This window comes from Halobacillus sp. B23F22_1, from assembly GCF_043497005.1.
Taxonomy (GTDB): Bacteria; Bacillota; Bacilli; order Bacillales; family Halobacillaceae; genus Halobacillus_A.
Map to the genome: position 1 here is coordinate 1,489,023 of NZ_JBIEKE010000001.1, position 21,933 is coordinate 1,510,955.

Annotated in this window: 25 protein-coding genes; 14 read left to right on the forward strand and 11 right to left on the reverse strand. The window is 38.8% G+C overall.

Features of this window, described 5'->3' with window-relative positions; all coding sequences use genetic code 11:
• Window positions 1-4: 4 nt before the first annotated feature.
• Together ACGTNH_RS07545 and ACGTNH_RS07550 are read right to left on the reverse strand one after the other, a co-directional pair.
• Window positions 5-1,186, reverse strand: a complete 1,182-nt coding sequence (locus ACGTNH_RS07545; protein ID WP_394586056.1) for a MalY/PatB family protein — start codon at window positions 1,184-1,186, stop codon at window positions 5-7.
• A 169-nt stretch (window positions 1,187-1,355) separates the two neighbouring features.
• Window positions 1,356-1,727 (reverse strand): helix-turn-helix domain-containing protein, encoded by a 372-nt coding sequence (locus ACGTNH_RS07550; RefSeq protein ID WP_394586058.1) that lies wholly within the window; start codon window positions 1,725-1,727, stop codon window positions 1,356-1,358.
• A gap of 145 nt (window positions 1,728-1,872) precedes the next feature.
• Between ACGTNH_RS07550 and yugI the strand changes: the two genes are divergently transcribed.
• A complete protein-coding gene (yugI, locus tag ACGTNH_RS07555) occupies window positions 1,873-2,271 on the forward strand; it encodes a S1 domain-containing post-transcriptional regulator GSP13 (protein WP_507161306.1) in 399 nt (132 codons plus the stop codon).
• Window positions 2,272-2,303: 32 nt separating this feature from the next.
• Here yugI and ACGTNH_RS07560 read toward each other — a convergent pair whose 3' ends face one another.
• On the reverse strand, window positions 2,304-2,543 hold the full coding sequence (locus ACGTNH_RS07560; protein ID WP_394586061.1) for a DUF378 domain-containing protein: 240 nt from the start codon (window positions 2,541-2,543) through the stop codon (window positions 2,304-2,306).
• Window positions 2,544-2,688: 145 nt separating this feature from the next.
• Between ACGTNH_RS07560 and ACGTNH_RS07565 the strand changes: the two genes are divergently transcribed.
• The 3 genes from ACGTNH_RS07565 to ACGTNH_RS07575 all read left to right on the forward strand — a co-directional run bounded on the left by ACGTNH_RS07565 (window position 2,689) and on the right by ACGTNH_RS07575 (window position 5,843).
• Entirely contained in the window at window positions 2,689-3,855 is a 1,167-nt protein-coding gene (locus ACGTNH_RS07565) for an iron-containing alcohol dehydrogenase (protein WP_394586062.1), read from the forward strand.
• A gap of 131 nt (window positions 3,856-3,986) precedes the next feature.
• Window positions 3,987-5,333 carry a glucose-6-phosphate isomerase gene (locus tag ACGTNH_RS07570; protein ID WP_394586064.1) on the forward strand — a complete coding sequence of 449 codons (1,347 nt, stop codon included), beginning with the start codon at window positions 3,987-3,989 and terminating at the stop codon, window positions 5,331-5,333.
• 81 nt (window positions 5,334-5,414) lie between these two features.
• Window positions 5,415-5,843, forward strand: a complete 429-nt coding sequence (locus ACGTNH_RS07575; RefSeq protein ID WP_394586066.1) for a YugN family protein — start codon at window positions 5,415-5,417, stop codon at window positions 5,841-5,843.
• On the opposite strand, the gene ACGTNH_RS07580 is transcribed toward ACGTNH_RS07575, so the two are convergent.
• Entirely contained in the window at window positions 5,814-6,812 is a 999-nt protein-coding gene (locus ACGTNH_RS07580) for a potassium channel family protein (protein ID WP_394586067.1), read from the reverse strand. The two genes, ACGTNH_RS07575 and ACGTNH_RS07580, sit on opposite strands and share 30 nt — an antisense overlap.
• Before the next feature lie 87 nt (window positions 6,813-6,899).
• Window positions 6,900-7,463: a thioredoxin family protein gene (locus ACGTNH_RS07585; protein ID WP_394586069.1), complete on the reverse strand. Its 564-nt coding sequence runs from the start codon at window positions 7,461-7,463 to the stop codon at window positions 6,900-6,902.
• A gap of 228 nt (window positions 7,464-7,691) precedes the next feature.
• Between ACGTNH_RS07585 and ACGTNH_RS07590 the strand changes: the two genes are divergently transcribed.
• Window positions 7,692-8,750 (forward strand): M20/M25/M40 family metallo-hydrolase, encoded by a 1,059-nt coding sequence (locus ACGTNH_RS07590; RefSeq protein WP_394586071.1) that lies wholly within the window; start codon window positions 7,692-7,694, stop codon window positions 8,748-8,750.
• A 554-nt stretch (window positions 8,751-9,304) separates the two neighbouring features.
• Here ACGTNH_RS07590 and ACGTNH_RS07595 read toward each other — a convergent pair.
• From ACGTNH_RS07595 to ACGTNH_RS07610, 4 genes are all read right to left on the reverse strand, one after another.
• Window positions 9,305-9,793: a TspO/MBR family protein gene (locus ACGTNH_RS07595; RefSeq protein WP_394586072.1), complete on the reverse strand. Its 489-nt coding sequence runs from the start codon at window positions 9,791-9,793 to the stop codon at window positions 9,305-9,307.
• Window positions 9,794-9,811: 18 nt separating this feature from the next.
• On the reverse strand, window positions 9,812-10,180 hold the full coding sequence (locus ACGTNH_RS07600) for a TraR/DksA C4-type zinc finger protein (RefSeq protein WP_394586073.1): 369 nt from the start codon (window positions 10,178-10,180) through the stop codon (window positions 9,812-9,814).
• Window positions 10,181-10,202: 22 nt separating this feature from the next.
• Window positions 10,203-10,598, reverse strand: a complete 396-nt coding sequence (locus ACGTNH_RS07605) for a PaaI family thioesterase (protein WP_394586074.1) — start codon at window positions 10,596-10,598, stop codon at window positions 10,203-10,205.
• Between the two features lie 82 nt (window positions 10,599-10,680).
• Window positions 10,681-11,628, reverse strand: a complete 948-nt coding sequence (locus ACGTNH_RS07610) for a 1,4-dihydroxy-2-naphthoate polyprenyltransferase (protein WP_394586075.1) — start codon at window positions 11,626-11,628, stop codon at window positions 10,681-10,683.
• Between the two features lie 204 nt (window positions 11,629-11,832).
• On the opposite strand from ACGTNH_RS07610, the gene ACGTNH_RS07615 reads away from it, so the two are divergent.
• The 8 genes from ACGTNH_RS07615 (at window position 11,833) to ACGTNH_RS07650 (ending at window position 20,461) form a co-directional block, all read left to right on the forward strand.
• Window positions 11,833-13,224, forward strand: a complete 1,392-nt coding sequence (locus ACGTNH_RS07615) for an isochorismate synthase (protein WP_394586076.1) — start codon at window positions 11,833-11,835, stop codon at window positions 13,222-13,224.
• Window positions 13,224-14,957: a 2-succinyl-5-enolpyruvyl-6-hydroxy-3-cyclohexene-1-carboxylic-acid synthase gene (gene menD / locus ACGTNH_RS07620; protein ID WP_394586077.1), complete on the forward strand. Its 1,734-nt coding sequence runs from the start codon at window positions 13,224-13,226 to the stop codon at window positions 14,955-14,957. The genes ACGTNH_RS07615 and menD overlap by 1 nt, the downstream gene beginning before the upstream one ends.
• A 3-nt stretch (window positions 14,958-14,960) precedes the next feature.
• Entirely contained in the window at window positions 14,961-15,755 is a 795-nt protein-coding gene (gene menH, locus ACGTNH_RS07625; protein ID WP_394586078.1) for a 2-succinyl-6-hydroxy-2,4-cyclohexadiene-1-carboxylate synthase, read from the forward strand.
• Window positions 15,756-15,811: 56 nt separating this feature from the next.
• Window positions 15,812-16,630: a 1,4-dihydroxy-2-naphthoyl-CoA synthase gene (gene menB / locus ACGTNH_RS07630; RefSeq protein ID WP_188378807.1), complete on the forward strand. Its 819-nt coding sequence runs from the start codon at window positions 15,812-15,814 to the stop codon at window positions 16,628-16,630.
• Between the two features lie 85 nt (window positions 16,631-16,715).
• Window positions 16,716-18,197 (forward strand): o-succinylbenzoate--CoA ligase, encoded by a 1,482-nt coding sequence (locus ACGTNH_RS07635; RefSeq protein ID WP_394586079.1) that lies wholly within the window; start codon window positions 16,716-16,718, stop codon window positions 18,195-18,197.
• Complete coding sequence (gene menC / locus ACGTNH_RS07640; RefSeq protein WP_394586080.1) at window positions 18,184-19,287, forward strand: o-succinylbenzoate synthase; 1,104 nt, start codon at window positions 18,184-18,186, stop codon at window positions 19,285-19,287. The genes ACGTNH_RS07635 and menC overlap by 14 nt, the downstream gene beginning before the upstream one ends.
• Before the next feature lie 22 nt (window positions 19,288-19,309).
• On the forward strand, window positions 19,310-20,062 hold the full coding sequence (locus ACGTNH_RS07645; RefSeq protein WP_394586081.1) for a hypothetical protein: 753 nt from the start codon (window positions 19,310-19,312) through the stop codon (window positions 20,060-20,062).
• Between the two features lie 57 nt (window positions 20,063-20,119).
• A complete protein-coding gene (locus ACGTNH_RS07650; protein ID WP_394586082.1) occupies window positions 20,120-20,461 on the forward strand; it encodes a hydrolase in 342 nt (113 codons plus the stop codon).
• Between the two features lie 68 nt (window positions 20,462-20,529).
• On the opposite strand, the gene ACGTNH_RS07655 is transcribed toward ACGTNH_RS07650, so the two are convergent.
• The gene (locus ACGTNH_RS07655; RefSeq protein ID WP_394586156.1) at window positions 20,530-20,724 is read right to left on the reverse strand and encodes a DUF6612 family protein; all 195 of its coding nucleotides are present in this window, start codon (window positions 20,722-20,724) and stop codon (window positions 20,530-20,532) included.
• Window positions 20,725-20,882: 158 nt separating this feature from the next.
• Window positions 20,883-21,077, reverse strand: coding sequence for a DUF6612 family protein (locus ACGTNH_RS07660; protein WP_394586158.1), 195 nt, complete (start codon window positions 21,075-21,077; stop codon window positions 20,883-20,885).
• A gap of 363 nt (window positions 21,078-21,440) precedes the next feature.
• Here ACGTNH_RS07660 and ytkD point away from each other — a divergent pair, with 363 nt between their 5' ends.
• Window positions 21,441-21,920, forward strand: coding sequence for an RNA deprotection pyrophosphohydrolase (gene ytkD, locus ACGTNH_RS07665; RefSeq protein WP_394586083.1), 480 nt, complete (start codon window positions 21,441-21,443; stop codon window positions 21,918-21,920).
• Window positions 21,921-21,933: the final 13 nt, after the last annotated feature.

Consider the following 21,933-nt stretch of genomic DNA (forward strand, 5'->3'; position numbering starts at 1 on the left):
AAAACTAGGATGTTATTTTTTGATCAACAGCAGTTATTATCCTGTGAACTCCTTCTTCGACAATTTTACGAGGAGCAGCTAAATTCATTCTCATGAAGCCTTCACCTTCTTCACCAAAGGACACACCATCATTTAAGCCCACTTTTGCTTGCTTCTGCATAAATGATTTTAGTTCCGCTTGGGACATGTTCATTAAACGGCAATCCATCCAAAGCAAATAGGTGCCTTCTAATGGAACGATTTGAATGTGATCGGAAATACTTTGAAATTGTTCAATAGCAAAATCTCGATTGGTTTGTATCGTTTCAAGCAGTTCTTCAAGCCATTCTTCGCCATTTAAATATGCACTTTCCATAGCGGTGAGACCTAAAGTATTCAGCATAAACATACCTTGGTGATCAAATTGCTTTTTAACAGTTTTTCTTTTATCTTCACACGGTGTAACTATATAAGAAGCTTGTAAGCCAGCTAAGTTAAATGTTTTCGTAGGAGAAAAACAGGTAAGAGTTTGGTTGCTTAACTCATTATTAATAGATGCCATTGGTATATGTCTATGGTTGTCCAATATAAGGTCTGCGTGAATTTCATCAGAGACAATTAATACATTATGTTTTAAACAGATTTCTCCCATTTTAGATAACTCATCTTTCGTCCATACTCGCCCAATTGGATTATGAGGATTACATAAGATAAACATCTTCACATCACCTTTAACAATTTGATGTTCAAAATCCTCAAAGTCAATTGAGTACGCACCCTCATTATAAAGGAGAGAATTAGTTATGACTTTACGCTCGTGATCTTTTATTACACTAAAGAAGGGAGGATAAACAGGTGTTTGGATAAGAACTCCATCGTGTTTGTCAGTTAATGATTGAACGATCATGTGAAGACTTGGTATGACACCAGGACTATAAGTAACCCAATCCTTTTGTATCTTCCATTGATGTCTCTTCTCAATCCAACTTGTAATAGAGTGTTTAATGTCTTCATCAGGCATTGTGTAACCAAACACGCCGTGGTCTACTCTTTCTTTTAGTGAATCAATAACCGCTTGCGGAGCTTGAAAGTCCATATCAGCCACCCACATCGGCAGAATATCTTTATCTTGATAAAGCTCTTCAGCATAGTCCCATTTTACTGATCGTGTACCTTTTCGTGGGATTACTGTAGTAAATCGACTCATTTAGCTATCCCTCCATTAATTCATTAACACTTTTCATCATAACCAAAAAAGTAAGAGGAAAACAGTAATGTGATTTTATATTTTAGACAAAAAAAAGCAAAGCGATAATTCGCTTTGCTACACAGGGGGAATACGAGAAAGTCTTACGTTAATCAATATAGCCATTTTTTTATATCTTTAAACCTATTTTTTTATTTTTTTCAACTTTTAAATCATAAAGAAGATTCATAGCTTTTAAAACTTCATCTTCTGAGAAGTCTTGTGCTTTTTTAAGTAAAAGTTTAGAGCGTTTGATTCCTACCTGTTGAATTAGCCGATGAAGTTCTTCATCGATCCTATGCTCTTCTTCATTTTCCATTAGTTCGGAAGCTGGAACATCGAGCACAGTCGAAATTTTTAATAACGTATCAAGCTCTGGACTCCTTTTGTTTGATTCATAAACTTCTAAAGTATGGAGTCCTATTCTAGCTCTCATAGCAAGTTCTTCTTTCGTCATTTCTTTGAGGTTGCGATACTTTTGGATATTTTCTCCTGCAGGCATGTTAACCCCTCCTCGTTTATACCTTAAGTATAGCATGTATGCATTTTATAAAGTTGTGGAACTTTCATGAACTCTTTGCCTAAACACAAAAGATATGATAAAATCAATAATTGCGTGAAAAGAAACGAATAATTTATATCAGGAGTTGTATAGCATGTCAGATAAGTTTCAAGAAGGTCAAGTTTTAGAAGGTAAAGTTACAGGAATTCAGCCATATGGAGCATTTGTTGCTTTAGATGAGCAAGTTCAAGGTTTAGTCCACATCTCAGAAGTGACACACGGTTATGTCAAAGACATTAATGAACATCTTACTGAAGGTGACGAAGTTCAAGTTAAAATCCTAAACATCGATGAAGAAAAGAATAAATATTCTCTTTCTATTCGTGCCACTCAGGAAGCGCCAAAACAAGAGCAGCGTCGTCCTCGTAAACCGGTAGCAGCTAAACAGCAGCAAGAAGATTCTTCTGCGGGTTTCAACACTCTTAAAGATAAACTAGAAGATTGGATCAAACAGTCCGACGACCGCGAAAAATTCCGTAAATAATAAGAAAACCCGGCTGAATTGCCGGGTTTTTTTTATTTGTCAGTAGCATTAACTGTAGCATCATGGTATTCAGCGGCACGTGAGAAATAGATCGAAATGGCTATAAGTCCGCTAATTCCTACAAGTGTATAGATAACACGTGCAAAGGCTCCACTCTGCTCACCGCCGCCAAATAAACCAGCAACTAAGTCATATTGGAACAGTCCAATTAGCCCCCAGTTAATGGCACCAACGATAATTAAAAATAGTGCAGTACGTTGTACCCAACTCATCATCATCCCTCCTCCTTATTATTAATTTCATGCATAGTTTGTACATTGCTTGAAAATTTATACATAACGCATTTCTTTTGAGTATCCGTTTGATATAAGGGATAATGTAAGAATGATTCAGGTTAAAGGAAGGAGAATATTTTAAATGGATTCATTTACATTTCATAACCCTACAAAATTAATTTTTGGTAAAGATCAAGTACAGCAATTATCTGAACAACTACCTAAGAATACAAGTAAAGTACTGCTTGTCTACGGTGGGGGGAGTATTAAGAAAAATGGTGTTTACGATCGTGTAATTGAACAGCTGAATCAAGTCGATGTACAAGTATTTGAATTAGCAGGCGTAGAGCCAAATCCCCGTTTGACCACAGTGAGAAAAGGGATTGACATATGTAAGCAGGAAGGTATTGACTTTCTTCTAGCCGTAGGTGGAGGAAGTGTAATTGATTGTACAAAAACGATCGCAGCCGGAGCTGAATATGAAGGGGATGCTTGGGATTTAGTCACGCGTCAATCTACTCCAGATGGCGCCTTGCCATTTGGCACAGTATTGACACTTGCGGCTACAGGCTCAGAGATGAATGGCGGTGCCGTTATCACAAACTGGGAGACTAATGAAAAATATGGTTGGGGTTACGCTCCTTACACGTATCCAACCTTTTCTATTTTAGACCCGCAGAACACGATTTCTGTACCTCGTGATCAAACGATTTATGGGATCGTAGATATGATGAGTCATTTACTTGAACAATATTTCCATAATAACACTCAATCCCCTATTCAAGATGAGATGATTGAAGGAGTTTTGCGTACAATTATCGATACAGCACCTAAACTGCTGGACAATCTAGAGTCTTATGAACATCGTGAAACTATCCTTTATGCAGGCACTATTGCGTTAAACGGTATGCTGCAAATGGGGTATCGAGGAGATTGGGCCACCCACAACATCGAACATGCAGTTTCTGCTGTTTATGATATTCCCCACGCTGGTGGATTAGCTATCCTATTTCCAAACTGGATGAAGCACAATCTCGATGTAAATGTAGATCGTTTTGCTCGTCTGGCTGTGAAGGTTTTCCATGTTAGTGAAGAAGCGAAGAGTAATCGCGAAGTAGCCGAACAAGGTATAGAAGAACTTAAAAACTTTTGGGCATCCTTAGGGGCGCCTCAAACATTAGCAGATTATAATATTGATGACGATCAATTTAATGTTATTGTAAATCGAGCGATGAAACGAGGAGCCTTTGGAAACTTTAATAAGCTTGAAGACCAGGATGTAGAAAAAATATTGGAACTTTCTAAATAAGGAAAAGGGCACAAATATGTGTCCTTTTTTTAAAATGAATACGGTTTCAATGATAGCCCTACTTGATTTGAGAGGGAGGTTTCGATAAAGTAAAATTGACTTAGTAAAAAAAGAAGGTGGAGGAATCATTAATGACACACGTGCGATTTGATTACGAAAAAGCATTGCCATTCTTTGGTGAGCATGAACTTGAATATATGCAGGATGCAGTATCTCTAGCTCATAATGCTTTACATGAAAAAACCGGGGCAGGGAATGATTTTCTTGGTTGGTTGGACCTTCCAGAAAATTATGATCGGGAAGAATTCTCAAGAATTCAAAAATCTGCTGAGAAAATTAAATCAGACTCTGATGTGCTGCTTGTCATAGGAATTGGCGGTTCATACTTAGGTGCTCGAGCAGCTATTGAAATGTTAAATCACAGCTTCTACAATGAACTCTCTTCAGAACAACGTAAAAATCCTCAAGTATTCTTTGTAGGCAACAGCATTAGCGCTCCTTATTTAAATGATTTGTTTGACTTGCTTGAAGGAAAAGACGTCTCTGTTAATGTTATTTCAAAAAGTGGTACTACAACAGAGCCAGCGATTGCATTCCGCGCCTTCCGAAAGTTTCTCGAAGAAAAGTACGGTCAAGAGGATGCACAAAAGCGCATTTATGCTACTACTGATAAAGAGAAAGGCGCTCTAAAGACTTTAGCAGATGAGCAAGGATATGAATCCTTTGTTGTTCCTGACGATGTCGGAGGACGGTATTCTGTTTTAACAGCTGTAGGTTTACTGCCGATTGCTGTAAGTGGAGTGAACATCGAGGAGATGATGGCTGGTGCACAAAAAGCCCGTCATGAATTAAACTCAGATAAACTTTCAGATAACCCGGCATATCAGTATGCAGCTGTCCGCAATGTCCTATACAATAAAGGCAATACTATTGAAATGATGATTAATTATGAACCATCCTTGCAGTACTTCTCAGAATGGTGGAAGCAGTTGTTTGGTGAAAGCGAAGGGAAAGACCAAAAAGGCATATACCCTTCTTCAGCGAACTTCTCAACTGATCTACATTCGTTAGGTCAGTATGTACAAGACGGTCGTCGTGATCTATTTGAAACAGTGCTGCATGTGGAAACCCCTAAATCTGACTTTACCATAGAAGAGGAAGAGCAGAATTTAGACGGTCTAAATTACTTGGCTGGTCAAACCGTTGATTACGTGAATGAAAAAGCCTACCAGGGTACTATGTTGGCTCATACAGATGGACAAGTTCCTAACTTGATCGTTCATTTACCTAAATTAGATGCTTACACATTCGGGTATCTTGTCTACTTCTTTGAGAAAGCTTGTGCAGTGAGCGGTTATCTTCTTGGAGTTAATCCTTTTGATCAACCAGGAGTTGAAGCATACAAGAAGAACATGTTTGCTCTCTTAGGAAAACCAGGATTTGAAAAAGAAAAAGAAGAATTAGAAAAGCGTTTATAGAGAAAAGAAAAACCACCTCCAATTATTGGTTAATCGGAGGTGGTTTTTTTGGGTAAACTAAGCTCTAAAGGAGGGATAGAATTGCTTACTTTAGAGTCAGATTTAACCAATAAATTTTTTGTGTATCATGAAATGGAACAAGCACTTGGTCCAATAGGATTTAAGCTTTCGGACAACTGGGATTACGATCATGGTTATTTTGATTATAAGATTGATGATCAAGAAGGTTACCTCTTCTTACGACTTCCGGTAGAAGTGATGGGAGGATTCATGGATCCCCCAGATGAATCAACGATGGTGAAGGTGAAAAATCCTTTCTTACTTTACCATCAATATCAAGACAGCCTTGATGATCATGTTAGAGAGGGTAACTTCAGAGCTTCATTTGATCAATTCCAAGAACCAAAAAATAAAGATGCCGAGTTCCCGCAGGAATTTGTCGATGCAGGCAGGGAAGTGTTGAAAGAAGCTGAGCAAGCCTTACGTACGCAGCGGAATAAGCAATATTAATGTTTGGACTTTAGTTAAAGGCAGGGATGGCTCCAGGATAAAATGGGCGGTTTGATTAGCTCGATACCCAATAACAACTGAACCTTTTTTTAAATAATAGGTAACAGCATCTTCAACAAGTTGATCCTCCAATTCTGTTGGGACGGCTTCTTCGTGAAACTGTCTGGAAGTTAAAAGATCTAATAGAAGTTGAAAAGGCTCTCCTGGATCTGTGTGGAAGAGTTCATGATAAAATAAACTGCTCATAAAATCATTTGAGCGAATAACACGGTCGGCACCAGCTCGCTCAGCATTTATTTTTTGCTTATCGGTTAAAACTTCAGCAATTATAAACAGGTGAGAGTTGTGCCCTTTTAAAGAGACTAGTTGGTGAATGACAGATTGATCAGCCTCATGTTCTGCTTTAGAAGGGTCAGCTGTCACTATTGCCGTTTTAGCATCTTTAACATTAGCTTTATTAAGAGTTTCTTCCATAGTGGCGTCTCCATGAATAAAATGAACATTTGAATGGTTCTCATAGAGTTTTTTCATTGAACGATCAATAAGAACAATATACTCATGGCATTTGTTTTCTGTCATCATTTCAATTAATTGGCGGGTACGTTCATTCCAACCTATTAGGATAATATGTTCTTTTCCTTTAAAATCTACTTTTCCCCTTGATAAGTTACGTTCGTGCTGAACAGTAGCTGCTGAAAGAGTGGCCATATAAAAGGTCACCAACCCTCCACCTGTAAGTATAAGAAAAATAGCGGTAATTTTTCCTGCTGTGCTTAAAGGCACGTAGTCTCCATACCCTACGGTCGCCCCTGTAACAAATGCCCACCATATCCCATCAAAAAGAGTAGGAAAATTGTGGGGCTCGATTGTATGAATAATAATACCGAAAAAGATCATAAAAACAATTACAGTACTAAAAAGTCTTATAAACAAAGGGAGTTGAAAGTATAAACGCATCCAGTGCTGCATAAAGTAGCTCCTCTTTTTTTATTTAGTATGTCTTTTCGTGAGAATCTTAAAACATAAAAGAGCCCCCTTTAAGGGATAGGCTCTTTTTTAGTGAGTTTGATTTGTTAATGCATTTTTTAGATCTTGATACACATAATACCTAAAGTCTTCATTGTCTCTAAATGCTTTCGTTATAAATTGATACATTTCTTTTTGTTTATCCGCAAATTGGGATTCTTCTTTGCTTGGGAGTGAAGATGTAGCATTTTCTATAAATTGCTGAATTTCTGGAGCTCTTGGCCCCCAATTTAATACTTCCTTTCCATCTTGGTCGATAATAATAATTTTAGGAATAGCCCTTGCCTTCTCATTAGTTAAATACTGATCCATAAGTTCCGGGTTTTCGTCTCTCGCTAAAAATTGAGTATTAATTCTGCCAACTTCAGCAATTCTTAAGAAGATGGGTATATTCAGCATGGCATCTCCGCACCAGTCTTCTGTTAATATAATTGCCCGCCATTTTTCACCTCTTAAGTTTGCAAAAAGCGGCTCATCTTCGGCTGGAATTTTGAAATGCTCGTAAATATAAATAAAGCCCTCTTGGTGCTGTTTCATTGAATCAACATATTCTTGGGCACTTAAACCTTTTGAGTACCAATCGTTTAAAACCATTACAATTCCTCCTCATAAACTACATCCTTATACCCATTCCCCAAATATAGAATATTTAAGCTAACTTTTATAATTTACAGAGGACTAATCCTGTATGGGGGTAATTAAAACTGTAAGCATACAGCTTGCTTTACCTGATAGATAAACCATTAAAAATAGTCACTACATTTACGTAATTTTTAAAGTGAGAGTGTTATAATTTATATTAAATGAATGGGGGAATTACATATGAATGATAACGAACAAAATTTTCTATTAGAGCTGTTAGATACTCCATCTCCCTCCAGTATGGAGATGACAATACAAAAGCGGTGGATTAAAGAAATGCAGCCATATGCAGATGAGATTCGCACAGATCATGCCGGTAATGCTATTGCTGTTTTAAACCCGGAAGCCGAATTTAAAGTGTTACTTGCGGGGCACTGTGATGAAATAGCACTCGTCATTAACCGAATAGATGACCAGGGATTCTTATACTTTGACAAGATGGGCGGCATTAATCCTAAAGCGGCCGTAGGGATGAAAGTAAAAGTGCTGGGAGAGGAGAAGCAATTCAGTGGGGTCATCGGGGTAAATGCTCAGCATCATGGTGGTCTTAAAGGTGACTTCGGCCTAGATGATTTGTTTATTGATTGTGGTGCCAAAACAAAAGAAGAGTTAGAGAACGAGGTGCAAATTGGTGATTTAGCGGTTTACAAGCGTGAACCGGAAGTGATGATGGATCGTTATATTACGGGGAGAGGATTGGATAATAGAACGGGGCTATTTATTGTTGGAGAAGTGGTTCGTAAGCTTTCCCAAAAAAATATAAAAGTAGGGTTATATGCAGCGAGTACTGTGAATGAGGAAACAAACATGGGAGGAGCTTATTTCGCGGCTGCAGGAGTAGAGCCCACCATGGCAATAGCATGCGATGTTACATTTGCTACTGATTATCCAGGAGTTAATAAGAATAAACACGGAGATGTGAAACTGGAAGGTGGTCCGGTGTTAGCAAAAGGCGCTCCTATTAATCGCAAAATCAACAAAATGCTCGAGGTCAGCGCGAATTCATTAAATATAAATGTTCAATATGAGTTAACTTCTCGAGCTACTGGAACGGATGCTGATCGCATGCGTTTAACGGGGAAAGGGGTGCCTGTCAGCTTAGTATCCCTCCCTTTACGGTACATGCATTCGCCTGTGGAAACAGCCAGTATAAAAGATATTGATCAAGAAATTGAACTACTTGTTCACATGATTGAGAATATGACAGGAAATGAAAGTTTAAACCCGTTAGATGATTAAACTTAATATAAAAGGAGCCCAGTTTAGGGCTCCTTTTACAGATTGTAGAGAGACCTTATAGAGTGTAAAGGGTTTGAGGAAACGACTCCCTTTCCGCGGCCCCACACGACGTGGGGTCGTTCGATGTTGGCACACGACGTGCCGAACTTAATCGAACTTCCTATTTAAGACCTCCTCGGGCTTTATCAGCCCTCCGGGGTCACACCTTATTCCCATTTCCCGCAGGAGTCTCGCCGTTTCCTCAAACCCTTTTTCGAAATAGATTATGGGCATTCATTTATTCAAGCTGTGCCCTTATAAAAGCAGCGTTTGCAAAAGGGTATTCACATTACGAAGGTTTCAAGATCTCATTCTGGTCAAAGGCCCGCAAAAAGCAGTCGTTTAATACAATTTTATGCGCGTCCGATGTTAGGGTTCACTTCACAGACTGAGGATATTTTTCCGTCTTGCCCCTCGGAACCCAGCGCTTTTCCCTGTTCCTTTCTCCATACTTATATGAAGGACATCTTAGCTTTTTCGACAGCCTGTAAAAGGAGCCCTATTTAGGGCTCCTTTTAAAATGCAGTCATCGTTGGATTAAGCGTATAAAAGGTAAAAGATAAAAATGTAGCAAATGTACTCCATGCACTATAAGGGACAAATAACAAGCTGCTCAATCGACTGATTTTATTGAGCAAAAGAGTGGTACAGATAGCAGTTACCGCTACAAGTACACAATCAATCGAAGCTATTAACAGATCCTTTTGAGTGAATTGGAAGTAACTAAATAATTGGTTACTTAAATAATTCAAAATAAAAGCTAACCATAAAGGTTTAGGAATATTTTTGATCCCTTTTTTAAATATCGCATAAGAGAAAGATAGCGATATAAAAGCAAATAAAATCGACCATACGAGGCCTATAGTACCGCCTGTTGGTGTCCAAGAGGGCTTATTGAGTTGATCGTACCAGCTCTGATCAATTGGAAATAAGAAACCGGCTAACGAAAAACTAATATAGATAATAATGAAACTAAGAATGGCGGGTCCTAATTTTCTAATCATAGAAATAAGAAGAGCGGTTTAACGCCGCTCTTCTTCTACCTCTTCTACTTTTAATCTTGCAGTAGGCATAGCTTCTAAGCGTTCAATAGGTATTGGTTCACCTGATTTTTCGCTCCGTCCAAACGTACCGTCTTCTATGCGCTGAAGTGCATCATTAATATCCATTAATTTTTCTTTGGATTGTTCATATAAAGTTTGGTCTTTCTCTCGTTCATGCTGTACGGTTCCAAGGTCTCCGGGATGATCGGAGACGCTTGATAATTCTCCCTCATAATCACTAGATGAAGTATCTTGCTCTTTAACGTATTGATTCATGTCTTTCTCTGTTTCTTTTTTCATTTCTTCCAGTTGCTTCTTAAACTTTGATAATTGCTGATCTGTAAGCATTGTTCGCTCTCCTTTCATTACGTTAGGAGTTGTTTAATGGTACTACCCCCACAGTACAACGAGATATGGAAATAAGATCGTTTTTATCATCTGCGATCTTTATTTCCCATACCATTATACGTTTTCCAATGTGAAAAGGCTTTGCTGTACCATACACATACCCCGTTTGAATACTCTTAATATGGTTAGCGTTGATTTCAATCCCAAAAACCTGGTGCGTATTAGGGTTAATATTTAAAAAACCCGCTATACTTGCAGCTGATTCTGCCAGAGCCACAGTGGCTCCACCGTGTAAGTATCCCATAGGCTGATGTGTTCGCGCATCCACCGGCATTTTTAGTGTCACTTTTTCGGGGGCAGCTTCTACAACTTCTATACCTAACGTTTCCATTAATGTATTTTTCATTGATATATCCATTTTTAATCATTCCCTTTTTATTATTCCCTTGATGAGGAGTATCAAACCTAATGAAAAAGGATGGTTTGGGAACCATCCTATGTTAGAGTGAAACCGGCAAATACAAATGAACGAGCAGTGAAACTCCTAGTAAGAAGCCGAAGAACGTATTTGTTTGAGCAGTAGCCTTCATGGCAGGCATCATTTCGATAGGCTGCTTTTTGTGTAGAAATCCTTTTACAGAAGCAATTGCTTTTTTTATGCTTATAAACGTAATGATCGACCAGATAGGTAAAATTCCTAATAAAATTAGAATTAGTGTTAATCCATAAGCGATAGCATACAAAGTAGTTAAAAAGCGAATGGAACCCTCGTGGCCAAAAAGTATAGCTAAAGTGTGGCGTCCATTTTCTGCATCTCCTACACGGTCTCTTATGTTATTCGCCAACAAGATGGCACCGATTAAAATGGCAACCGGGACAGAAATGATGAGCACATGCGGTTGAAGAGTTAAAGTTTGAATGTAGTAACTAATTGCAATAATTACGGTTCCCATAAATATGCCTGCCGTTAGTTCACCGAATGGTGTATACGCTATAGGGTACGGACCGCCAGTATAGAGGTAGCCGAATATCATACAAATAATACCGATAAATGCAATCCACCAACTGGAAGAAGCACAAATATAAACACCTAATAAAGTGGCGGTTCCAAGGAAACTATAAGCTAGGGATTTAACCTTTTTCGGGCTTATCCCATCTCGTACAATAGCACCTCCTATTCCAACAGATTTTTCGTTATCAAGTCCTCTAACATAGTCAAAGTATTCATTGAACATATTTGTGGCAGCCTGAATTAAAATTGAGGCTAGCAGCATGGCTGCAAATAATCCTATATGCATCGTTCCTTCTAAAGCGGCAAGCATTGATCCTATGAAAACAGGAACAAATGCTGCGGTAAGCGTGTGGGGGCGTAATAGGCGCCACCAAACTTGAAACCCACCCCGCTCGTTTAAGGAAGTTTTTACATCTTGATTAGGTACCGTGCTCATGGAGTTCCTCTCCCTTATTAAAATAATATCAACTTAAGTTTAGGGAAACGGTCCCAAAGTGTCAATCGTTGTAAGAATATGCTGGAAAAAGTGAGGATTCCTTGAGTCCTGGAGAGAAAGAGAATAAAATAGAAGAGGGTCTGTTTAATCTTATACAAAGACCGATTAAATGCAGCGTCCCTATTTGGGATGGGAGGAATTTTCATGCTTCATACAAAAATACCTCAGATCGAAGAGATCGTTGAGGAAGCAATAAATCAGGCTTCACTAAGTGGGGAGCCCCAATTTATAAGTATCGTAAATCAAATTGATTATACAGATAGTATTGCATTTTTAGATCGAGCTAGCAAAATCGACCAGCACCGATTATTCTGGCGAAGTGCGGATGAAGAATTCACCTTAGTAGGAGTTGGTTCTACAAAAAAAATACTGTCAGCAAATGCTCATCGTTTTAACGAGATAGAGGCGGTTTGGAACGAGATACAGCAAGAAGCTGATGTATACGATATACTCCACGAAAAAGGGACAGGACTTGTATCAATTGGAGGATTTAGTTTTGATACTGCTCAGGAGAATGGCAAACCTTGGGAAGGGTTTCCTGACAGCCAAATGACTATTCCTATGTATTTATTAACTAATAAAGGGGATCACTCATTTTTAACAACCAATATTTTAATTTTAGAGGAAGATCACAAACAACAGATTGTGCACCAAATAAAGCGTGACCATGAACAATTATTGTTTGGCGAAAGGGAAGAGTTAAAATTACCAAAGTGTATAGGTAGAAGTGATGTGGAACCTGAGAAGTGGAAGGCAATTGTAGAAGAAGCAACTTCTGATATAAAAGATAAAGAACTTGAGAAGGTTGTTCTGGCTAGGGAAGTAAGGATAACGTTTAGTGAGGATGTCGAACTTGCTGCCGTTATCGAAAAACTTTGTGAAACACAAACGAACAGTTATATCTTTACTTTTGAAAGTGATGGCGACTACTTTGTTGGTGCTACTCCAGAAAGGTTAGCAAAAGTGGACAATCAAGGGCTTGTATCTACTTGCTTAGCTGGTACGATTCCGCGTGGAACGGATGTAGACGAGGATAGGAAGCTTGGAGAACAGCTATTAAATGATCCAAAAAATCGTCAAGAACATGAATTTGTAGTTCAAATGATCCGAGAAGCTGTGGAGGCGTGTTGTTATAATGTAACTATCCCAGAAGAACCAATTGTTTACCCACTGAGAAATTTACAGCACCTGTATACACCTGTTACCGCTACGTTGGAAAAAGGGTATACGTTGTTAGATGTTGTGGCTCGACTACATCCAACCCCCGCTTTAGGCGGTTTGCCTCAACAAACTTCTGTTGATTATATTCGTAAACGCGAAATATTAAACCGAGGTTGGTATGCTGGCCCTATAGGCTGGTTCGATGGAAAAAACAATGGTGAATTTGCTGTGGCGATTCGCTCTGCCTTGATAAAGAAAAAAGCAGCTTCACTTTTTGCAGGCTGTGGGGTTGTAGAAGATTCTGATCCTGAGGCAGAATTCGCAGAGACGGCAGTCAAGTTAAAACCAATGTTATCAGCTTTAGGAGGATACTAATGGAACACACCGCAACACTTACCAGATATATCACACAGTTTGTAGATCAACTCTGTTGTTCCGGGGTGGAGGATGTAGTAATATCTCCGGGATCACGTTCTACTCCTTTAGCAATGACTTTCCGTGAACACGGAGACATCGCTCATTGGATAAACCTTGACGAACGATCTGCTGCTTTTTTTGCTTTAGGAATTGCTAAAGATAAACAAAAACCAGTTGCTTTAGTCTGTACCTCTGGAACGGCTGCTGCTAATTATTACCCTGCTATAGTTGAGGCTTACTATAGCAGGGTTCCTTTGCTTGTGCTTACAGCTGATCGTCCCCATGAACTAAGGGATGTAGGTGCGCCTCAAGCCATAGAACAGTCCCACATGTATGGGAACTATGTTAAATGGTTTCATGATTTAGCTTTACCAGAGGAAAGGCTTCTTCCGTATGTAAGAAAACAAGCGTCACGTGCTGTTCATGAGAGTACATCAGGGCACTCTGGGCCGGTTCACTTGAACATTCCTTTGAGAGAACCTCTCATCCCTGATTTTACTACTCCGGGTTGTTGGAGAAGTGACATCCCTTCTGTGCCTGTTATGATCACTGGAAATGCAACTTTAAATAATGAGCAGATTCGTTTTTTTAAAGAGAAGTTATTTAGTGGTCAAAAGGGATTAATTGTATGCGGACCTCAATCAAACAAGCAGTTACCGCACTATATTGCACAATTGGCAGCTAAAGCAGGTTTGCCTATTATAGCTGACCCTTTATCACAATTACGTACAGGACCACATGATAAAAGAAACGTGATTGAAAGCTATGATGCTCTTTTAAGATCAGAAAAGTTTAAAAATGATTATAAACCCGATTATATTATTAGGTTTGGCGCTATGCCCGTATCAAAAGCATATTTAAAATGGATTCAGAAACATAGTAATGACGTTGATCATTACGTCGTTGATGAATTTGCCAGTCATCGAGAGCCTTCGGGTGTTCCTACCACGTTTGTATTCTCTCATCCTGCAGAATTTTGCGAGCAGATATTAAAAGATGTTGGGGAAGAGGGTAATGAAACCGAGTGGTTATCACAATGGAAAAGTTTAAATGTCGAAGTGAAGAAAATTATGCTTGCCAGTCCTGAACCGGCTTTAAATGAGGGGCACGCTGTCGTTTATTTGTCAGAAGCTATACCAGAAGAGTCTAATCTTTTTGTAGGAAACAGCATGCCTATTCGTGAAGTAGACAGCTTTTTCGCGTCATCTCCGAAAAAAATTAATATTATGGCAAATCGGGGGGCGAATGGAATTGATGGAGTAGTATCTACAGCTTTGGGCACAGCGGCTCAAGGGAGAAATACGACTTTATTGTTAGGAGATTTATCCTTTTTTCATGACTTAAACGGTTTATTAATAGCGAAACAGAAAAAAATCAATATGACGATTGTGGTGATTAACAACGACGGCGGCGGGATATTTTCATATTTACCACAGGCTTTAAATAGTGATCATTTTGAAGAACTGTTTGGTACTCCGTTAGGAATTGATTTCGAAAAAGTTGTTTCTATGTATGAAGGTAGTCATCGCAGGGTAGTAAATTGGGAGAGTTATATAGAAGCCCTAAGACTTAGCTATAAAGAAGAAGGACTCTCTGTTGTCGAAGTCATAACAGATCGAGAGAGTCACGTAGCTTTTCACCAGACGAGATGGAATAAAGTTGCTGACTTAATAGAAGGGTGGAACAGTTAAGTCATGTATGTATCAACTGGACCCCGGAAGTATTGGGTAGAGGAGAAAGGTGATGGACCGCCTCTTTTAATGTTACATGGATTTACAGGAAGTTCTTCTACCTTTAAAAAGGTTAAAGCTACACTTTCCTCTTCTTTTCGATTGGTTTCAATGGATATGCCTGGACATGGTAAAACTGGAGAGACAGGACCTATCTCCATGGAGGAGTTTGCAGACGACTTAAAATCGTTGATTACGCAACTTGGTTATTCAAAGATTCCTCTGCTTGGTTATTCCATGGGAGGGAGGGCTGCCCTTTCTTTTGCTATTCTTTATCCTGAATATGTGGAGACATTAATCCTTGAAAGCTCGTCTCCTGGATTAGAAACAGTAGAAGAGCAAGTGGCCCGCCAATCTAAAGATCAACACCATATCGAACAGCTTCTGCAAAAAGGTGTACCGTCTTTTGTTAATTACTGGGAATCTCTTCCTCTCTTTAAATCACAAAACCGTTTACCGGAAAAAGAACGGATTGAACTGAGAGAGGAACGTTTAAGTCATACTGCTCAGGGACTCGCTGAATCTCTAGAAGGAATGGGAACAGGAAAACAACCCTCATGGTGGGCGCAGATGCCTGGTTTAAACCTGAATGTATTGTTGATTATTGGAGAAAAAGACGAGAAGTTTGTTAAACTTAACCAAAAGATGCATGAGCTTCTGCCAGAAAGTGAGTTGGTTAAAGTGAAAGGCACAGGTCATGCGGTACATGTAGAAGACCCAAGAACTTTCGCTAAAATTGTAGAAGAATTCATGCTATAATTAATGTGGATTGTAACGGGGGTGACCCCGTATAGAGTAATAAGGAGGTATTTATTATGAAGTATGATTGGGTTTCAGAACGAGAATATGAAGATATTCTTTATCAAACGTTTGAAGGGATCGCAAGGATAACAATAAATCGTCCAGAGGTGCGCAATGCATTTCGTCCAAAGACTGTCCAAGAGCTAATTGATGCATTCGCATATGCACGCGACGATTCAAACATTGGTGTTATTGTATTAGCAGGTGCCGGCGATGATGCATTTTGCTCAGGAGGAGATCAAAGTGTAAGAGGTCATGGCGGTTATGTAGGTGATGATCACATTCCTCGTTTAAATGTATTAGACTTACAGCGCTTAATTCGCGTAATACCTAAGCCGGTTGTTGCTGAGGTATCTGGGTATGCTATTGGTGGTGGACACGTACTACATATCGTGTGCGATTTAACTATTGCAGCGGATAATGCTATATTTGGACAAACAGGTCCGAAAGTGGGTAGTTTCGATGCGGGATATGGCGCAGGGTTACTAGCGCGTATTGTTGGTCATAAGAAAGCGCGTGAAATTTGGTATTTATGTCGTCAATACAGCGCAAAGGAAGCATTAGATATGGGGCTCGTCAATACGGTCGTGCCTTTAGACCAATTAGAAGATGAAATCGTACAATGGGGAAGAGAAATGCTGGAAAAATCACCAACAGCGCTCCGTTTCCTTAAAGCTTCCTTTAATGCTGATACAGATGGTTTAGCAGGACTACAGCAAATGGGCGGGGATGCAACCTTGTTATATTACACCACTGAAGAAGCAAAGGAAGGCCGCGATTCGTTTAAGGAAAAACGTAAGCCCGACTTTAAACAGTTTCCTCGTTTCCCATAATATTTAGTCGTTATAAGGGCTTTCCCATTGAGGGAGAGTCCTTTTCTTTAGTTCAATCATTAATAGTATGGAAAGAAGGAGAAACATGATCGAAATTCCGCATTGGTTAGAAAAGCAGTATGACTTACAGCCCGATTCAATAGCGATAGAAATGGATGGCGGGGAATCGTTTACATTTAAAGAATTAAGGAATGATAGCCGGAAGCTAGCAAATGGCTTACTAAAGAAAGGGATAAATCCGGGGGATCATGTAGCTTTTTTATCAGCAAATCATCTTGATTATGTATTGTTTATACATGCTGTGAGCTATGTGGGGGCAGTGGCGGTCTGTCTGAATGTAAGGTTATCAGCAAAAGAGTTAGCTTATCAAATTGATGATTCAGATACCTGTAGTATTGTGGTAGATTCACAATATAAAAGATTAGGCGAACGAGCAATGAAAGAAAGTCAAGCAGACATTGATCTATTAAAGGTAGAACAACTGGCCAAAAGTGAAGAAACAATGGAGGTTAGAGAAACCCTACGATTGGATGAACGATTTACCATGATGTATACCTCAGGAACTACAGGTAAACCTAAAGCAGTTATGCATACTTATGGCAATCATTGGTTTAGTGCGATCGCTTCTGCATTAAACCTTGGTTTAACAGATAAAGATAAATGGTTGGTATGTTTGCCCTTGTTTCACGTAGGCGGTTTTTCTCTAATAATGAAAAATGTTATATACGGCATGCCCATCGTATTATTGGAGAAATTTGATGCTGAGGTCGTCAATGAGAAGATTATTCATCACCAGGTTACTTTAGTATCTGTCGTAACAGTAATGCTCCAAAGGCTTCTAAAAAATAGGAAACAAGCATATCCCATTACGTTTAGAGGGGCGTTACTTGGTGGAGGTCCTGTGCCTGAACCATTATTAAAAGAAGCCTATAAAGCTAATATTCCGGTTTTTCAAACGTATGGAATGACAGAAACGAGCTCTCAAATTTCCACCTTGCGACCAGGTGACGCTTTTGAGAAGTTGGGATCTGCTGGAAAGGCACTTACGCCTGCTAGCTTAAGCATACGAGATGACGGGAAACCTTGTGCTCCTAATGAAGTAGGTGAAATCCATGTGAAAGGTCCAATGGTTTCAGGTGGTTATTATCGTCATCACTACCAAGACAATGAATATTTAGCTACAGGTGACTTAGGTTATTTGGACGAAGAGGGGTTTTTGTTTGTTATTGATCGAGTCAAAGATATGCTGATTTCCGGTGGTGAAAATGTTTATCCCGCTGAGATTGAGAGTGTACTTTTAGAGGTTGATGGGGTGCAAGAAGCAGCTGTAACGGGAATTGAACATTCAGAGTGGGGGGAAGTTCCTGTTGCTTTTATAGTAGCCATTGACGATCATCCGGTAACGGAAGAAAAAATCCAGAGATATTGTAAGCAACGATTAGCTGGATTTAAAGTACCGGTTTCTATACATTTCATAGGAGAAATTCCTAGAAATGCCTCTAACAAAATAGTAAGAAGAAAATTGCACTCACTAATAGAAAAGGGAGAGAACCGTGAACATAAGTAAAATTAATTTAAATGAAATCACCATCCCTTTAAAAACTCCTTTTCAAACAAATAGTGGAAAGTTATCAGAGCGTTCGGTCATTATAATTTCGATTGAGGATACGAATGGAATGATAGGGTATGGAGAAGTTACTGCGTTTTCCCTCCCTTTTTATACCTCTGAAACCATTCAAACAGCTTGGCACGTTCTTAAAGATATTGTTATTCCTTCTCTTAACTTTGAGGAGATGCCCCATCCGAGTGACTTTTCTGAAGGTGTTTCTTTTATTAAAGGTAATCAAATGGCTAAGGCAGGAATAGAGGCAGCTTTATGGGATTTACATGCAAAGCAGTTGAATATAAGCCTTTCTAAGTTAATTGGAGGGGTTCGGAAGAATGTAAAAGCAGGAGCAGTACTAAGTTTAACTAGTCAATTGTCAACAGATGTTCCCCTATTGCTGGAATCAGGATATGAGCGTTTTAAGTTGAAGGTGGAAAAGGGTAAAGAAGAAGAAATCATTTCCCATGTTAGAGAGCGATATCCAGATTTACCCCTAATGATTGACGCGAATGGTATGTACAATGCAGAGGATATCCCAGGTTTAAAGCGCTTAGACCAATATAACTTAGAAATGATTGAGCAGCCATTTAGAACTGGGGATTTTTATTTGCATCAACAGCTGCAGCATCAAGTCACAACCCCGATTTGTTTAGATGAATCAATCCAAAGCTTTCAAGATGCTGTACAAGCCATTGCTATGGATTGCTGTCGCACAATAAATATAAAAATAAGCCGTGTAGGCGGATTAACGGAAGCTATTCATATACATGATTTATGTAAGAAACATCAAATTCCCGTGTGGTGTGGAGGCATGGTGGAGACAGGCATTTCTAAAGCTCATAATATTGCGTTAGCTTCCCTTAGCAATTTTACAATACCCGGAGATTTATCTCACTCTACGCGTTATTTGGAAGAGGATATTATTCAACCTTACATTAAAGTAAAAGAAGGCAGCATAGAAGTGCCTGAAGCCTCGGGTATAGGTTACGAAGTTGACAAGGCTGCTTTGGCTAGATTAACTAATAAATATTGGCATTTTCATGTGAATTAATCGAATAATAGGAGGCGGCATTTTGGGAACATTACTATATAGTGAAGAACAATTTCTTCATAAGCACTTTAGATATTATCTAGAGGTGGAAGACGAAGGGTATGAAACAATTAAAGGCGAACGTCTAAAGATAAAATCCGGTATCCAGCAGACCATTGATTACATCCACGCTTATATGAAATCAGAATTTCTGCTTACTTCAGCTTCCGTTCTTTCAAAAAGGTATGGTTATTACATTGCTACTGTTCCTATAGCAATGATGACTCTTTTTAATAAATGTCCTAACATGAAATTCGATAATATAAATCTTGTACTTACGAATAACGAGCAAAAATGGTTTCCTAAACTGGAGCTTATTTCCAAAGAAGTAACTGAACCCGGTAAAATTGATCGGGATAAATGGTTGCAAAAGGAGGTAACGAACCTTTTCACGCATCACGTACGTCCCTTATTTTTGCACATCAACCAGTTAACTCGACTTTCAATGGACGTAATGTGGGAAAACATAGCGATATATATGTTTCGTTTTTATGAACGAGAATTAGACCAATGGTATGGTCCTAAGACGGTAAGAAAACTTAAAAAAGATTTTTATTATATTGTGGAGCAGCTTCCAGGAGAGGCTTTTGGGGAAAAAACAAATCCTTTCACTTATTTTGTAAAGCAGCCTTTGCTTGAAACAGGAGCACGACAACGAAAGTGCTGTTGTCTCTCTTATAAGCTTTATAAAGACAGTAATTATTGTAAAGTTTGTCCGCATTTACACCATAAGTAATTTTACGTTATAAAAGTCTCACTTTTGCTAAACCTAGAGTAAAGGAGGCTTATGATAATGAATAAAAGACCTTATTATGTGAATATTGGGACCCGGGAGATTTCGATTAATCATGATGCTAATAATGATGATTTTATTATTCATGCGGATGAAGAGGACTTGTTATTATTAAGAGAAGTATTTGATGAAATGTACAATTCTGACACCAGGTCTTTTTTTAGAGCTCATGTTCCTTTTGACCCCTATCATAGAGATCAGTCTAATGATGAATTTGATGAGGGAATGAAGTCTGCCTTTAGGATGATCTATGATCTCGGCGATGAAAAAACGAAGCAGCATATTTCATCGATGGGTGTGTTAGAGGATTTAAATAATAATGAAACGCCGCTTCAAGATTGAAGCGGCGTAGATTGTTATTAAGGGTTGTTTCTGGCGTCTGGTAAATCTTCAGCTTTTTCGATGATTTCTTATGGAACTTCAATTTCATTTACTTCATTAAAATTGCTATAACTTCCATTCTTTGTTTGATGGATAGAGGTTTCTTCACCTTCCATATTCACGATAAAGCTCATCTTCGCTTCCAATTGTTTCGGATAGTAACTTTCTTTATCTATTTCAAAAGTGTAATTTACTTGTTTAACTGTTATTCCTTCAAAGCATATTCCGGCATAATACCTTCCGGGAGCATTTCATTGACAGATTCCTCATTTAAAGCCTGAATGTTTTCCCCTTCTGAGCTAAAAGGAAGGAATTTTCTTCCAAGTTGAATTCATCTACTTCGAGGATTTCTAGTTGGTTTACAGGGGGCTGTTCTTCTGTACTAATCTGATCCATTAACGAGTTCTTCTGGAGCTTTATACCAGCTTTCTTCGCCAGGAACAGTCATATACATGCTGTCTTCCGTATAATACTCTTCCATGGATTGGCACATGAATTCATTGGTTTGATAAAAATTAACAGGATCCATTTGCATATCGGAATTCATAGTAGTCTGTAAAGGGATTCCATTTGGTATTCCTTCTTCAGCATCCTTAGATTATATGTTCATCTTTTGACTCATTTCCATGTCCATAGAGAAGCTGTCTAACTCTTCAGAAGCTGCAGCTCGAATACTTCTTTATCTTTCTCTCCTTCTGCACTTGAACAAGCAGAATCAAAAAAGAGAAGGCTGAATACAGCCAATGTAAATATATTATTTCTCATCAGGAGCCTCTTTTAATGTTGGTTGAATCTATACGATTAACTAACAGAAGGTTTCAATTAAGTGAAGATTTGTGTAACACAAGTGTAATATTCACTATTGTTTTTAATCTGCAGAGCTTATGATACGATTTAATGCAGAAGTACATAACTAGATATTAAAGGCAGATGAGCTAACGTGAAAACTTTTTATGATTATTACAGAAATCAAGTGAAACTCTCTTTTGAGGATCACCCATTCTCAACTGCACCAAAGCATGTTTGGGTTATTTGCCGATTCAAGAACCAGTGGCTTCTTACAAAGCATAAAGATAGAGGTTTGGAATTTCCTGGCGGCAAAGTCGAAAAAGGAGAAGGAGCTAAAGATGCAGCTGTGCGTGAAGTGAAAGAAGAAACGGGGGCAGAGGTAGAGAACCTCCACTATATCGGCCAGTATTATGTAGCAGGTAAAGGCGGCACCATTGTAAAAAATGTATACTACGCGAGCATTTCTGAACTTATTGAGCGGCCTCATTATTATGAAACAGAGGGTCCTGTATTGCTTGCTCATATACCTGAAAGTATAAAAAGTAATGCTCTTTACAGCTTCATGATGAAGGATGAAGTCTTAACAGAGTGTTTAAAAGTCATTAAAAATAAACATATGGACGCTCATTAAAAAACCGTGCATC